Consider the following 13871-nt stretch of genomic DNA (forward strand, 5'->3'; position numbering starts at 1 on the left):
CAGTGTGGCTCTGGTTCGACTAACCCACGATAAACCGCAGGAGATCGACACTTCGCCTCAGGGAATCATGATGTCTATTTGCACAATGGAGAGTTGTGAATGTTCAAGTCATGGATGAAGTACTTATCAGTTTTCGCTCTCGGGTTCGGATTTTGTGTTGTTCTGCATGTTGACGAGCTTACACAAAGTGAAGAAATCTCGGCCAATGGATCAGAGCAAAACGAGGTAATGAGCCGCAAGCTTAATCACAGTGCAACTGCCAAGTTACTCATAACCATGTCGAACCGCTATGCCCGGTTTTCGATGTGCGACCTCGATTCAACTAAGAAATATGACATTGCCTCAATGTTTATTTTAAACAGTATGTTGCTCGGCTCAATGACAGTTCAACCAGATGAGATTCACAAAGAGAATTTTACTGTTTCAGTATCCTTAATGTCTCTTCTCAAGCAATCCACTTCAGGTAAATTATTTAGTTCGTTGCTGGCTAAAACAGAGGAATACCGTGCTGAACACTTAAGCTATGACTGTAATAAAGTAAGTGATGTGGTTGATGTCGTTAGCGAAGTGTGCAAATAACAAGTTACTCAACAAAAAACGCCTGCGAAAAACGCTGGCTCGGACTCGCTAACGCTCGCCCGTTAGCAAGACTCTAAGTACTCACAACGACAAGGAAACACTATGTTCAAACTATCAATGATCTTCATGTTGCTAATTTTTAGCTCAACGGTGCTTGCTGCGCCGGAGTTGGATGAACAGCCGTCAGACTCCATATTGCTTACTGTTGTTCTGAAGCATAACCAAAGTAACAACTTTGAAGAGTTTCAGAAAATTTTGGCAGACCAAGGGTTTTTCGAAAAATTCCCGCCCAAAGGAGTCTCTGTTGTGAGCTGGTACGTGATGATGGGCATTGGCCAAGTGGTTACGTTGGAGGTTCCTGCCCATAAGCTTCGAGAGGTCAATTTGGCAGTAGAGAAAACCGCTTGGAAAGCGTTTACGGTTGAGTTCTATCCAACATACAACCTTTATCCAGTATTCAAAGACCGGCTTAGCAACAAGGCAAAAGTGTCTTATTAGCAAGCGCACTTAACAAGACATTGCCTCGGCGTTCGGGTCAAGGGGCCATATTACTATTCGCCCTCTAACTTAGCGCCGATCAACCCTAAACGTTTCGAATGGATAACGTGTTGAGTAAAAACCATTTAGTCACCATCTTTGAAGTGTCAGGCTCTGTATTGGCCATGATCTATGCACTTCTGATTGCTTCAAATACTGGCAACGAGATCCTTGGGTTTAGTTTGTTATTGGTGTCAGCTCTTTTGTTTGCTGCTTGGGGTTATTTAGACAAGCGTTGGGCATTTTTTGCGTTGCAATTCTTCTATGCTAGCTCCGCAATAATCGGCCTCATAAGATGGAGCTAGTTCAAGGTTACATAACAAAGCAGCTATAAACGGGCTATGGTGACAACGGTGATCTTTCGCCCGACTTAACGTCATTGCCCTGCTCTATTATTCGGCGTAATTTGTGACTGCCACATTAGGCTTAAACAGCTCACAAATAAGGAGAAACACGATGGAACCCAGACACGTTGTTGAGGCATGGGTAGAAGCGTTCAATAACGGAGATGCCAACGCTATTGCTGAGTTTTACACTGATGATGCTGTTAATCATCAAGTTGCCAATCAGGAAGTTTTTGGCAAGGAAGCGATTCGCTTAATGTTTCAACAAGAGTTCGCGGCGGCAGACATGGTTTGTATTGTTGAGAATATCTTTCAAGATGGCGAATGGGCCATCCTCGAGTGGAAAGATCCTGTCGGTTTGCGTGGTTGTGGTTTCTTCAAAATAGAGCACAACAAAATTTCATTTCAACGGGGATATTGGGACAAGTTGTCATTCCTAAAGCAACACGGGTTGCCCATTCCTGAAACTTAGTTTTATTGCCTGCCCCAACGTTGTTTCTGCTGCCTGCTAGCGTTAATAAGCCGTGATAATGCATCCGTAAAGGGGTTGCCATGCTCAGGCTTCATTGCATAACGGGTTCAAAAAGCGCCGACGGTAGTTGGTTTAGCTTACGCTTCGTTCCCACGTTTAGTGCTTACGCGTTGTCCTAACGCATGGCTAAAAAGGTATTTTGCCAGCAGAGCCAGTCTACTGGCAAAACACCTAAAGTTGCCGTTGTGCCCCGCATGAGGAAGTTGATTGTGATCCTCAAGGCTATGATGAAAAGACGGTGAGGCTTGGAATAAAAGCGTAGCTTAATTAACTTGACAGAAGACCATGATTTATATGCAGTTACGGCTAATTAGATCATTCTGCTTTGTTATTTCACTTGTATTTTTATCTTTTTCAGCAATCGCCAAATCTATTTTAGCCGCTGTACATTTGTCAGATAGTTCTTTGCTCATTAGATACGATTGATCTTTCTGCTGCTGGGTTAACCCTTCGGCACCGCTATATTGATCTCGATCTTCAGGTTTTCGATCTTTTTGATATGGTGGTGGTTGACTTGCATTACATGCTGATAATAAGACGATCAGCGAAATCGGAAGTAATTTATTTAACAATGCTTGACGCTCCTTGCGAATACAACACCTAAATCTAAGGAACCCGATCACAATGGTGATTCCTTTCAATAGGATAGACCCACACGAGGAGATTTGAGCTAATTCATTTCTCAAAGATTAACCAACAAAAACCTCATGCGTGATGTCGCTATCTTACATGATTTACTTAAAAATCAATGCCTTTTACTCTACAACAAACGATTTAACTCTCTGGGGACTTAGCCCAACCTTCTAGGGGTTAGGTAACATCAATGCGCACTCCTAAACTGACGCAAGGCTCCAACAGCGCAAACAAGTCATGCGGATAACCAAAACCCGCGTATATCTGCAAGGTCAACCGCCGACACTTGCTTGCCAATGGTCGCTCACTGAGGCTCTTCAATGTCAGAAATAAATGCTCGGTAGGGAAATGGCAAACCGGCGGCAGAACCAACGTCGGGGCAGGCAATTGTGGCCATTGGCAACCTCTCTCATAGCCCCGCTGGCCGTTAGGGGTAATAGTATTGAACCGTGATGGCTGCCACCTTCTCGCCGAGTAAGTTACCTGCCTCAGTTGAAGAGCGATAATGCACGCCGTCATATATTCTTGCGTCTGATACTTCTTGTATAAATTCATCAACGCTCGTCCAGGAGCGGCTTGTTCCATTTGCGGTTGCACTGGTGGTTGTAAGACGCGGCATGCTTTGTTCTGCCACATCCGCTTTAATGATGTTGCCAAGCGTTGCTGCCACCGTGCAATGCGCACATGGGTATTCTGGATGCATTGGGGTGGGTATCAACGGTGCCCAGCTCGCGGCCCGTAATGTCTTTGGATGGCCATCGATATCAGCATTACGAATTGCCGTGATCGGCCGCCAAAAATTGTAATGGTATTTACCGTCAAATACCGCGATGACAGCATCATCGATCCCTGTGGTGACGGCAGCAAATAAGCGCGCATTTTGGGTCACGTCTCGGTGAGGTTGGGTCGCTACCGATCGAATGATTCCGTGATACAACGGCGGTAACGTGGCTTGCCAAAAATAGGCAATGGCGGTTTGTTCTGGGCTCCTTACTGCACTATTTTTTTCACCAATGGCTTTCACTTCGTTGAAATCTCTCAACCAAGTATCGCTAGCAAGATCTGGCGGTGGCTCTGAGCGAAACTGCGAGGCGTTGCGGAGTAACCAAGGTTGCCGTTGCGCCCAAGTAGGCGCCGCAGGCATTGTTGTTGGTACGTATTTCCCTGGGCTGGTGTGAGGCCTATAACTTTCTTTCGGCACATTGTCGTGTGCTCTATGGGCAAACACTTTGTTAGCCGCTAATTCACCTAGTGCCACGCCGCTATTTTTGGCTTTGCCATTAGCAATGGTACTTAGCATTGTTTTATAGATCGATTCGATGTCTGAACGCTTATCGGGGATGTTCGATAGCAAACTCACATAGGCTGCGCTAGCAATTGCGGCGTCTATAGAGGCTTGCGGATTGCTGGTTACACTTAACTCGTTTGGCGGGTACTTTTGGCTAATCGCATTGGTTGCTTGATACATACTGACATGGACAATCGCCAGTACTTTGTGCCCCGCACCAGGGCTAAGTTTGGCATCGCTGACGATTTGTAACGCATGACCATTCCAATCCACTATTGGATCGGCCACGGCGGATGAATGTATCGCCAAACTAACAACCAAGGCCTTTATTACTTGGGCTGCTCTCAATTTAATGTTGATCATCTTCTAATCCTTCATCATGAATGGATTGACACGCTTGCACGTATTTTTATGTGGCGCGTTCACCACTTAACTTTGAACAACGCAGCTCCATGTTTATCGATTGGCTTCAATGTAACTAGTACACTTTTTGTACTGCCGTTTAGAAAGTAGCCGTGTTAGCTTGAAGCTAGCAACCTAAAAGTAAGGTGATGTATGAACACACAACAAACTGGGCGGCGTCGAGGGAGTTACGGTCAGGCCTGCCCAATGGCCATGGCTGCAGAATTTCTTTGTGTTAGGTGGTCCATGTTGATTCTGCGTGAGCTGATTGCCGGTGCAACATCGTTTAATGACATTAGTCGAGGCGTATCAAAAATGTCGCGTTCGTTGTTGTCTCAGCGTTTAAAAGAATTTGTTAGCCGTGGCATCATCACCAAACAAACATCCCCATCAGGTTACGATCAATATGAGTTGACCAAAGCAGGCAAAGGCTTAGGAAACGTGGTTGCCAGTATGGGCTGCTGGAGCCAAGAGTGGATGAGTATAGAGCCTTCGCTCGTGGATATTGATGCAGATAATTTGATGTGGAATATTCGGCGCAGCGCGAAGCCTCATCCTGATTTACCCAACCCTTTTGTGGTTGAGTTTTTCATGCCCGATCAGAAGCTCAAATTCCAACATGCATGGCTCGTCTTTCAAGATAATAAGGTTGATTTATGCACCTTAGATAACGACTTTGATATTGATGTTCAAATAGAAGCAACAGCCGAAGTACTCACCAAAGTTTACATGGGCTGGGATGATTTTGATGACGCAGTTAAAAGCCACCAACTAACATTGCGCGGCTCAGAACCCTATTTGAAATTAACCAAGCTGTGGATGGGTAGAAGTGTTGTGGCCGATATTAAAAAGCAACCTAAAGCGCTGAGAGTAGGCTGATACCAGCGCCGCTAAGGCGTGGCATTCTCGGCCACTGTTGTCGCTTACAACACGCTTACTTTTGCCAGCTCTACTCTTTGGTTAAACCGCTTCAAGTACCCGAATCGAAATGGCCGATGCTGACGTTCGGTTATCTACATTGAGCTTTTTGAAAATTTGTTCGAGGTGTTTGTTTACGGTACGGGGGCTCATCGATAAGATTTGCGCCACTTCCCAGTTGGTTTTGCCAAACGACACCCAGTACATCACCTGAGATTCGCGTTTGGTTAGCCCCAGCTCTTCTTGCAGCGCTTCTGCGGTTTTTGTTTTCTTGGGCGTGACTAAGCGAATCAGTTGATATACGCCTTCGTGCTCACCCGAATGGTAGGCCTTAAGTGGTGGATCAAAGGCCAACAGATCGAGGCCGATGGTTTTATCAGGCTGACTCAGCCAAGGCGACAACTGGCTCTGTATTTTTTGCCACGTTGTTTCTGACTGTTCAGTTAATGCGCCCACCAATTCATGGGTGTGTGGCGTAGCCCATTGCAACAGCCCCTGATTATCAACACAAAACACATATTGCCCGCTGTAATCGAGGGCGGCTTGTGCTGTTTCGGCCAGCTTGGCATTTTGGCAATGGACGCGAATACGCGCGAGCACTTCGTCGGGCACAATGGGCTTAGTGACATAATCTACTCCGCCCACTTCAAACCCTTTCAACACGTGCTCGGAGTCGGTTAAACCGGTCATGAAAATAACAGGCGTTTGCGGCAGCTTAGTTTTAAGTTGCAAGCACGTATCAAAACCGTCCATTTCCGGCATCACCGCATCCATCAAGACAACGTCCGGCGTCACGCGCTCAATAATGGTGAGCGCTTGCAGGCCATTAAGTGCAACCAACACCGTTAGACCGGCATTGTTCAACGTGACGTTGAGCATCCCTAAGGACTCTGGCGAATCATCAACAACCAGAACAATCGTGCTATTTGTTTGAGCTAGGTTCATGAATCAAGGTATCTAAGTAGTGAGTGATATTAACGAAATTGCACTGCTTCAAATCAGTACCCAGGCGTTCAATAAACTGGCCGCAGATACGATTGTCTTGCTCCAGTTCGTGGAATTTCTGACTAAAGGCGCTCATGTAACCAATCTCCGCCCAACTTTTTAATTGCAGCAACACATCAGCGGTGGGGATTTGGTCACCTCTGGTGATCAACTCGGTTGCTTCGTCATCGGCAAAATCCCAGCTCAATTTGAGATGTTTTTCTAGCGTTTCTAGCAAGGTCTCAAGAGCAACAGGTTTGGTGATGTAGTCGTCATGTAATTGCGCAACAATGCTTTTTTGTTCCATTTCTAGGGTATTGGCAGAAAACATCACAATGGGCGCAGTGACACTCGCGGCGCGAAGCTGTTCAGCCAATTGCCAGCCCGACATACCGGGCATTTGGATATCGAGCAAATACAAGTCAAACGCACTTGATTGGGTTTGACTGATGCAGTCGCTTGCATCGGCCGCTTGATGAATGTTGAAGCCTAACGGGGTCAGCATGTGGTGCAGCATTTCACGCTGAGCAGGTTCATCATCCACCACCATAATTTTAAATGGCCCACCTTGGTACCCGAGGACTTTCGCATGATGAATTTCAGCGCTGGATTCAGGTTGTTGTACTTCCGCCAACATCAGGCTGAGGGTAAAGGTACTGCCCTGCCCTAATTGCGTGTCACAGCGGATCTCGCCGCCCATCAACTCAGCCAAGCTGTTGGAAATGGTCAGGCCAAGGCCGGTACCACGGATCCCTTTTGCCGATGAGGCTTCGCCGCGCTCAAAGGGTTTGAAGATCCGTTCAACGTCTTGCTTGCCAATGCCAATACCGGTATCAGAGACGCTAAACCGAGCCACATCGCTTCTGAAGCTAACGCTCAATGTCACGCTGCCCTTGGAGGTAAACTTGATAGCGTTATTGAGTAAATTAATAAGAATTTGGCGCAGCCGCTTTTTGTCCGCCGCCACGTAGGCTGGTAGTCGATCGCTGATCTCAGCCGTAAAATTAATGCCTTTGCGCTGCGCTTGTAGCTGAAACATGTCGACAAGCTGGGTGAGCAGTGCGCGCACGTTGAATTCATCGCGCGCAAGTTCAAGCCGGCCGGCTTCAATCTTAGAGATTTCCAATAAGCCTTCGAGCAAGTCAGATAAGTGTTCGCCGCTGCGTTTTAAAATATGGGCATAATCGCGTTTTTGTTGGGTCAGCTCATCGTCGTTACATAGCAACTGGGCATAACCGAGCAAAATATTCAGTGGCGTACGAAGCTCGTGACTGATCCCCGCCAAGTACCGGCTTTTAGCTTGGTTGGCGGTTTCAGCTAACTCTTTGGCGTGTTGCAGCGCTTTGTGCGTTTCTTGGTGGGCTTCGACTTCTTCGGTCAGCAAACGAGCGTGCGACTGCACTTCTTTCATGGCCACCAGTCCACTGGAGCGCGCCAGTACAAATAGCCAACTGACCACACCAATTAAGATTAACAACAAGAAGAATGCTTTTACAAAACCCCAAAAAACTGGGTCGGAGACGTAATCGGCCTCATAGGGTAACTGCGCGTAAGCCAGCGTTAAGATCACCGCCATAATGGTGCTGATGGTGATCATCACCAACATAAATTGGCCCAGCGAAGACGACAGATGAGTCATCCAAGCGGGATTTAAATAAGGGCTCAACCAGCGCTTGAACTGGGCACCTATGGTGGCTTTGGGGCGACATTTATCGCCACAGCGAACGTCCAGCGAACAGCACAACGAGCAGATTGGCCCTGCGTATGCTGGGCACCACGCCATGTCTTCGTGCTCAAATTCCATTTCACAGATGCTACAAGTGCTTTCGGGCTGATCAATTGGTTGAGCCGCACGAACCAAATAGAATCGCCCTTTGGTCCAGTAGGCAATGGCTGGGGCGGTAATAAACGGTAATGCGAACGCCATGTACGACGCCAACGCTTTGCAGATCTCACCGAAGAAATCCATGTGCGCCATAAAGCCAATGGTAGATGCGATAAGCATGGAGCCGAGGCCAACCGGATTGATGTCATACAGTTGCGAGCGCTTGAATTCGATGTGCTTTGGGCTTAGTCCCAGCGGTTTATTGATGATGAGATCGGCAACCAACGTGCCGATCCAAGCCAACACCAACACGGAATAAACCTGCAGCATACTTTCAATGGCTTGATAAACACCCAGCTCCATCAACAACAAAGCAATGGTGACATTGAAGAACATCCACACCACTCGGCCTGGATGACTGTGGGTTAAACGAGAAAAGAAATTCGACCACGCTAACGAGCCTGCATAGGCGTTGGCGACGTTGATTTTTAGCTGCGAAACAATGACAAAAATCGCCGCCAGCAATACGCTCACTCTCGGGTTGTCGGTGACGTAGCTAAACACCACTTGATACATATGCGCCGGATCGTCGGCTACCGCTACGGCAACGCCGTGTTTTACGGCTAGATACGCCAGAAAACTGCCCAGCACCAGTTTTGCCGCGCCCACAAACATCCAGCCAGGGCCGCCCAAAATCACCGCGCTCCACCACTTCAATTTGGTCGTTTTTTCTGGCGGCGGCAAAAACCGCAGAAAGTCGACCTGCTCGCCTATTTGTGCCACGACCGATAGCAATACTGCCGAAGCCGCGCCAAACATCAGCAAATCAAAACTATTGCCATCAACGCCATCAACACCGGCGAACGATAACCACTCGTCAACTCGACTGTCTGGGTGGCTGAAGACGTAAAACAACGGCACCAGTTGCATCAACAACCACAATGGTTGTGTCCACAATTGGAACTTACCAATACGGCTAATGCCGTGCATCACCAGCGGGATCACAACCACAGTGCTGATGATGTAACCCACGACTAATGGGATCCCGAGCAATAACTGCAAGGCCATCGACATGATGGCTGCTTCTAAGGCAAAGAAGATGAAGGTAAAGGAGGCGTAAATTAACGAAACGACAGTGGAGCCAATATAACCAAACCCCGCACCACGGCTTAATAAATCGACATCAACACCATATTTAGCGGCGTAATAGCTAATGGGTAAGCCGCTGATAAACACCACACATGCAACGGCTAAAATGGCCCATAACGCATTGGTGACACCGTAATTCAGGGTGATTGCGCCACCAAGTGCTTCGAGCACCAAAAACGACACTGTGCCTAGGGCGGTGTTGGCAATCCACGCTGACGACCATTTTCGCGCGCGCTTCGCGGTAAAGCGCAAGGCAAAGTCTTCTTGCATCTCATTACAGACGAATTTGTTGTAGATACGGCGAGTAACAAGGACTTTCTGCATACTTTTGGCGAGCTGCCCTGCGCTTGGCAGATTTGCTTCCTGCGGCACTTTTTGCTGCATAGGTGAACTTCGTTTTCCTAGTTTATTGAGTCAGCCTTTTTCCGAACATGCGTTATTTGACGTAGGCCTATGCGCTAATCACCTCATTGGCCGTTTTCTTGATTCCCCGGATAGTAGCTACAAGCCAACGTTGCAGGATCGCAAACAGGGATTTTCCAAGCGTCGCCTGAGCCTGAAACGTTAGCGACAAAAACACACTGCGAAGGTTTTAACGAAATATCAACATAACATTTTTCAGGAGAAATAGCGTGATGAAAGGCTTTCACAAGAACGCACTAGCACTGGCAGTACTGATGGCGAGCCCAATGGCCAACGCCCTTACCGCCGACGAACTTGCAGCTCAATTCGACAAATTCAGCATCTCTGGCTTTGTAGACATGTCTTACTACTACGAAGATCCAGATGATGGCAGCTCAGATTCAAGTGCAGCACTTGATCAGGCTGAAGTGCAACTAGGTTTCGCCTTTACTGACCAACTCAGCACCCATGCCGATATCGAATGGCATGACAATGGTGATGGCGAAGAAATGCACCTTGAGCAAATGACCATCAACTATGCCTTCAACGACAAATTCTCAGCCAAAGCCGGTCGCTTCTTAAGTTACTCCGGTTGGGAAACCGAAGATCCAACAGGTTTGTTCCAATATTCCGGTACCGGCTATGGCAAATACTTCTACGGCGCATATCAACAAGGTGTTTCCGGTTTGTATACCGGTGACATGTTTAGCGCAGCCGTATCTGTGGTTGCAGATACCGGCAACCTAAAAGGCGATGGCAGCGATTTCTCAAACCCAGCAATTGAAACCATGCTGGCGTTCAACCCAATTGAATCAGTGACGGTGAAAGGTTTTTATCTGGCGGATAAGAACGATGATACTGGCGAAGACATTAGCATGGTCAACGTTTGGGCCAGCTATGCCGAAGGCCCAATCACACTCGCTGCGGAATACAACACGTCTGAAGAAACTTACGCGGCAACCGCTGTTGGCGGCGTTGGTGCAGAAGCCGATGGTTACTTGTTTATGGCCAATTATGCCTTTGAACAAGCCGGTATCACTCTGCGTTACCACGCTTGGGAAGTTGAAGACGGATCAGGCGCCACTGTTGAAGACATTAGCGGTGTCACCATCTCGCCAAGCTATGCCATCAATGACTACCTGCTGATTGTTGCTGAATACCGTATGGATACCGACGACGCCACCGACGTTGATACCGACAGTTTTGCACTTGAAGCACTGCTGACCTTCTAAATGACTCGTTCAAATATGCTCGTTAAACAAGGATAAATAACGATGAACCTGAAAAAAATAATGTTAGCTGCGGCCATTGCCGGCAGCATGAGCGCCACCCAAGCGATGGCAGCAGATGACACCATTAAAGTGGGCGTACTGCACTCACTGTCGGGCACCATGGCCATCAGCGAAACAACCCTAAAAGACACCATGTTGATGCTGATTGATGAGCAAAACAAAAAAGGTGGCTTGCTCGGTAAGAAGCTTGAAGCCGTGGTTGTTGACCCCGCCTCTAACTGGCCACTGTTTGCGGAAAAAGCCCGCGAACTGATTGAGAAAAAAGATGTTGATGCGGTGTTCGGTTGCTGGACATCGGTATCACGTAAATCGGTATTACCCGTATTTGAAGAGCTTGATAGCTTACTGTTCTACCCCGTTCAGTACGAAGGTGAAGAGTCATCGAAAAACGTGTTCTACACGGGTGCTGCGCCAAACCAACAGGCGATCCCTGCGGTTGACTACTTGATGGATCAAGGCGTTAAACGTTGGGTTCTGGCCGGTACTGACTATGTGTACCCACGAACCACCAACAAGATCCTCGAAGCTTACTTAAAAGCCAAAGGCGTAGCGGCTTCAGACATCATGATCAACTACACCCCGTTTGGTCATTCTGATTGGCAGTCGATCGTTTCTGACATCAAGAAATTCGGCTCGAAAGGCCAAAAAACGGCAGTGGTCTCCACCATTAACGGTGACGCCAACGTGCCGTTCTACAAAGAGCTGGGTAACCAAGGCATCAGCGCAGATGAGATCCCTGTGGTGGCGTTCTCGGTTGGTGAAGAAGAGTTATCAGGTATCGATACCAAGCCGCTAGTGGGCCACCTTGCGGCGTGGAACTACTTCATGAGCGTTGAGTCGGACGTTAACGACGAGTTCATCGATGCATGGCACGCCTTCATCAAAGACGAAGATCGCGTCACTAATGATCCAATGGAAGCCCATTACATTGGTTTCAACATGTGGGTTGAGGCCGTTGAGAAAGCCGGCACCACGGATCCAAGCGTGGTAGGCGATGCGCTGATTGGCGTAAGTGTACCCAACCTCACCGGCGGCTATTCAGCCATGATGCCAAATCACCACATTACCAAACCCGTGTTGATCGGTGAGATTCAAGATGACGGCCAATTTGAGACCGTTTGGAAGACCTCTGGTCTGGTCGCTGGTGATGCATGGTCTGACTACCTGCAAGGTTCTAAAGATTTGATTTCAGACTGGCGCGCACCACTGTCTTGCGGCAACTACAACGTTAAGACATCGAAGTGTTCGGGTCAGAACTACTAATTTTGCTAGTTTTCTCCCAACAAAGCAGTACCACACGTTAAGTGTACACCTGGATTGATGGCCTCTCTTTTGGGGGGCCATCCTTTTTCCTTTTAGCAGTTCTGGAGGAACGCAAATGATAGCTCGGGTACTTTGGAGCTTTTTGCTACTCGCTTGCGCATTGACCACCCATGCCGCAACGCTTGAGCAAGGCCTAGAACAATTAAAATCCAAGGACTTCAGCCATATTGAACAGGGCATTGCTACGATTGCAGCCAGTGGTGATGACAACGCAGAATTGATCCTGAATCTGCTGTTAAATGGCGAGATATACCGCCACAAAAAATCCAATGAGTTGGTAACCATTCAAGGTAAGGAAGATAAACAGCTCATTATCGTCAATTTGTTTGATGACTCAGGTGATAGCGCCCAGACCGTCAGCAAACGAAAAATCAAAAAAGTTCGAATTAACAATAAGCTCCGCGCTAGTTTAAAGTCAGCCATTGCATCGCTAAAACTCAACTCAAACGATCCTGTATTGCGACTTGAAGCGGTTAATCAACTGATTGGCAAGCTCAACCCTGTGCTCTACCAAACCTTATTAGAACGTCAGCAAACGGAGTCTGACGATCGCGTTAAATCGCTCATTGATGTTGCGCTCGCCGTTACCGATTTAAATAGCCAAGACAGCGATAAAGCCAGCCAAATTAATGCCATTGAGTTGTTGTCAGAAAGCTTGCAACCTGCTGCCCGCAATGCCTTACAGCAGTTTGTTGACGAAACAGATAATGCGTCGCTTAAATTTAAAGCCAATAAAGGTTTGCGCAGCATTGACGAAAGACGCAAATGGGCCGGCCATGCCGAGACCTTATTTTTTGGTTTAAGCCTTGGTTCAGTATTGGTATTGGCCGCCATCGGTTTGGCCATTACGTTTGGCGTGATGGGCGTCATTAACATGGCGCACGGCGAGTTGATCATGCTCGGCGCCTACACCACCTATGTGGTTCAGTTGCTGATGCCGAACAATATTGCCCTGTCCATTTTAGTGTCGATTCCAGCCGCATTTTTAGTTTCAGCAATAGCCGGGATCATGATTGAGCGCGGCGTTATTCGGTTTTTGTACGGTCGCCCGCTCGAAACATTATTGGCAACCTTTGGCATCAGCTTAATCTTGCAACAAGCGGTTCGTTCTGTTTTTTCTCCGCTAAACCGCTCGGTTGCAACACCTGAATTCATGAGTGGCGTGATTGAGATTAATCCGGTGCTCAGCCTTACCTTAAATCGCCTCTACATTATTGCGTTCTGCCTGATTGTTTTTGCGCTGTTGTTCATGCTGCTGCGCTATACCCGGCTCGGAATTGAAGTGCGTGCAGTGGCCCAAAACCGGGCTATGGCCAGAGCCATGGGGGTTCGCTCAGAATGGGTGGATGCCATGACCTTTGGACTCGGTTCCGGCATTGCTGGTGTGGCAGGTGTGGCATTAAGCCAGCTCACTAACGTCGGGCCAAACTTGGGACAGGCTTACATCATCGATTCATTTATGGTGGTGGTGTTTGGTGGCGTCGGCAACTTATGGGGCACCTTAGTCGCAGGATTGTCGCTAGGTGTTGCGAACAAAATTATGGAGCCATGGGCCGGTGCTGTGCTGGCAAAAATCTTGGTGCTGGTATTCATCATTCTATTTATTCAAAAACGGCCGCGCGGATTGTTCCCTCAGAAAGGCCGTTCGGCTGAGGGTTAATCC

Annotated in this window: 11 protein-coding genes; 7 read left to right on the forward strand and 4 right to left on the reverse strand. The window is 47.9% G+C overall.

All coding sequences use genetic code 11. The features are described 5' to 3' along the window. The first annotated feature begins 99 nt into the window (after positions 1-99). From K0504_RS05845 to K0504_RS05855, 3 genes are all read left to right on the forward strand, one after another. Entirely contained in the window at positions 100-579 is a 480-nt protein-coding gene (locus K0504_RS05845) for a hypothetical protein (RefSeq protein ID WP_220103243.1), read from the forward strand. Between the two features lie 102 nt (positions 580-681). Beyond that, the gene (locus tag K0504_RS05850; protein WP_220103244.1) at positions 682-1077 is read left to right on the forward strand and encodes a hypothetical protein; all 396 of its coding nucleotides are present in this window, start codon (positions 682-684) and stop codon (positions 1075-1077) included. A 495-nt stretch (positions 1078-1572) separates the two neighbouring features. Then, the gene (locus tag K0504_RS05855) at positions 1573-1932 is read left to right on the forward strand and encodes a nuclear transport factor 2 family protein (RefSeq protein ID WP_220103245.1); all 360 of its coding nucleotides are present in this window, start codon (positions 1573-1575) and stop codon (positions 1930-1932) included. A gap of 350 nt (positions 1933-2282) precedes the next feature. Here K0504_RS05855 and K0504_RS05860 read toward each other — a convergent pair whose 3' ends face one another. Then, positions 2283-2564 (reverse strand): hypothetical protein, encoded by a 282-nt coding sequence (locus K0504_RS05860; RefSeq protein ID WP_220103246.1) that lies wholly within the window; start codon positions 2562-2564, stop codon positions 2283-2285. 488 nt (positions 2565-3052) lie between these two features. Next, entirely contained in the window at positions 3053-4276 is a 1224-nt protein-coding gene (locus K0504_RS05865; protein ID WP_220103247.1) for a vanadium-dependent haloperoxidase, read from the reverse strand. Positions 4277-4468: 192 nt separating this feature from the next. Between K0504_RS05865 and K0504_RS05870 the strand changes: the two genes are divergently transcribed. Beyond that, positions 4469-5194 carry a winged helix-turn-helix transcriptional regulator gene (locus tag K0504_RS05870; RefSeq protein ID WP_220103248.1) on the forward strand — a complete coding sequence of 242 codons (726 nt, stop codon included), beginning with the start codon at positions 4469-4471 and terminating at the stop codon, positions 5192-5194. Positions 5195-5275: 81 nt separating this feature from the next. On the opposite strand, the gene K0504_RS05875 is transcribed toward K0504_RS05870, so the two are convergent. After that, positions 5276-6178 (reverse strand): DNA-binding response regulator, encoded by a 903-nt coding sequence (locus K0504_RS05875; RefSeq protein ID WP_220103249.1) that lies wholly within the window; start codon positions 6176-6178, stop codon positions 5276-5278. Continuing rightward, positions 6156-9575: an ATP-binding protein gene (locus K0504_RS05880; RefSeq protein ID WP_225918000.1), complete on the reverse strand. Its 3420-nt coding sequence runs from the start codon at positions 9573-9575 to the stop codon at positions 6156-6158. Before K0504_RS05880 ends, K0504_RS05875 begins: the two co-directional genes overlap by 23 nt. Before the next feature lie 251 nt (positions 9576-9826). Here K0504_RS05880 and K0504_RS05885 point away from each other — a divergent pair, with 251 nt between their 5' ends. The 3 genes from K0504_RS05885 to urtB all read left to right on the forward strand — a co-directional run bounded on the left by K0504_RS05885 (position 9827) and on the right by urtB (position 13868). Then, positions 9827-10825 (forward strand): outer membrane beta-barrel protein, encoded by a 999-nt coding sequence (locus K0504_RS05885; RefSeq protein ID WP_220103250.1) that lies wholly within the window; start codon positions 9827-9829, stop codon positions 10823-10825. A gap of 42 nt (positions 10826-10867) precedes the next feature. Continuing rightward, positions 10868-12148 (forward strand): urea ABC transporter substrate-binding protein, encoded by a 1281-nt coding sequence (gene urtA / locus K0504_RS05890; RefSeq protein WP_220103251.1) that lies wholly within the window; start codon positions 10868-10870, stop codon positions 12146-12148. Positions 12149-12263: 115 nt separating this feature from the next. Further along, on the forward strand, positions 12264-13868 hold the full coding sequence (gene urtB, locus K0504_RS05895; RefSeq protein ID WP_220103252.1) for an urea ABC transporter permease subunit UrtB: 1605 nt from the start codon (positions 12264-12266) through the stop codon (positions 13866-13868). The last annotated feature ends 3 nt before the right edge of the window (positions 13869-13871 follow it).

It is taken from the genome of Neiella holothuriorum (assembly GCF_019457915.1).
GTDB classification, from domain to species: domain Bacteria; phylum Pseudomonadota; class Gammaproteobacteria; order Enterobacterales; family Neiellaceae; genus Neiella; species Neiella holothuriorum.

What these genes read in the sequence shown, in the direction of transcription:
- K0504_RS05855 (WP_220103245.1), top strand. Translation starts at nt 1,573, where the DNA reads ATGGAACCCAGACACGTTGTTGAGGCATGGGTAGAAGCGTTCAATAAC.
- K0504_RS05870 (WP_220103248.1), top strand. Translation starts at nt 4,469, where the DNA reads ATGAACACACAACAAACTGGGCGGCGTCGAGGGAGTTACGGTCAGGCC.
- urtB (WP_220103252.1), top strand. Translation starts at nt 12,264, where the DNA reads ATGATAGCTCGGGTACTTTGGAGCTTTTTGCTACTCGCTTGCGCATTG.
- K0504_RS05880 (WP_225918000.1), bottom strand. Translation starts at nt 9,575, where the DNA reads ATGCAGCAAAAAGTGCCGCAGGAAGCAAATCTGCCAAGCGCAGGGCAG.
- K0504_RS05850 (WP_220103244.1), top strand. Translation starts at nt 682, where the DNA reads ATGTTCAAACTATCAATGATCTTCATGTTGCTAATTTTTAGCTCAACG.
- urtA (WP_220103251.1), top strand. Translation starts at nt 10,868, where the DNA reads ATGAACCTGAAAAAAATAATGTTAGCTGCGGCCATTGCCGGCAGCATG.
- K0504_RS05875 (WP_220103249.1), bottom strand. Translation starts at nt 6,178, where the DNA reads ATGAACCTAGCTCAAACAAATAGCACGATTGTTCTGGTTGTTGATGAT.
- K0504_RS05865 (WP_220103247.1), bottom strand. Translation starts at nt 4,276, where the DNA reads ATGATCAACATTAAATTGAGAGCAGCCCAAGTAATAAAGGCCTTGGTT.
- K0504_RS05885 (WP_220103250.1), top strand. Translation starts at nt 9,827, where the DNA reads ATGAAAGGCTTTCACAAGAACGCACTAGCACTGGCAGTACTGATGGCG.
- K0504_RS05845 (WP_220103243.1), top strand. Translation starts at nt 100, where the DNA reads ATGTTCAAGTCATGGATGAAGTACTTATCAGTTTTCGCTCTCGGGTTC.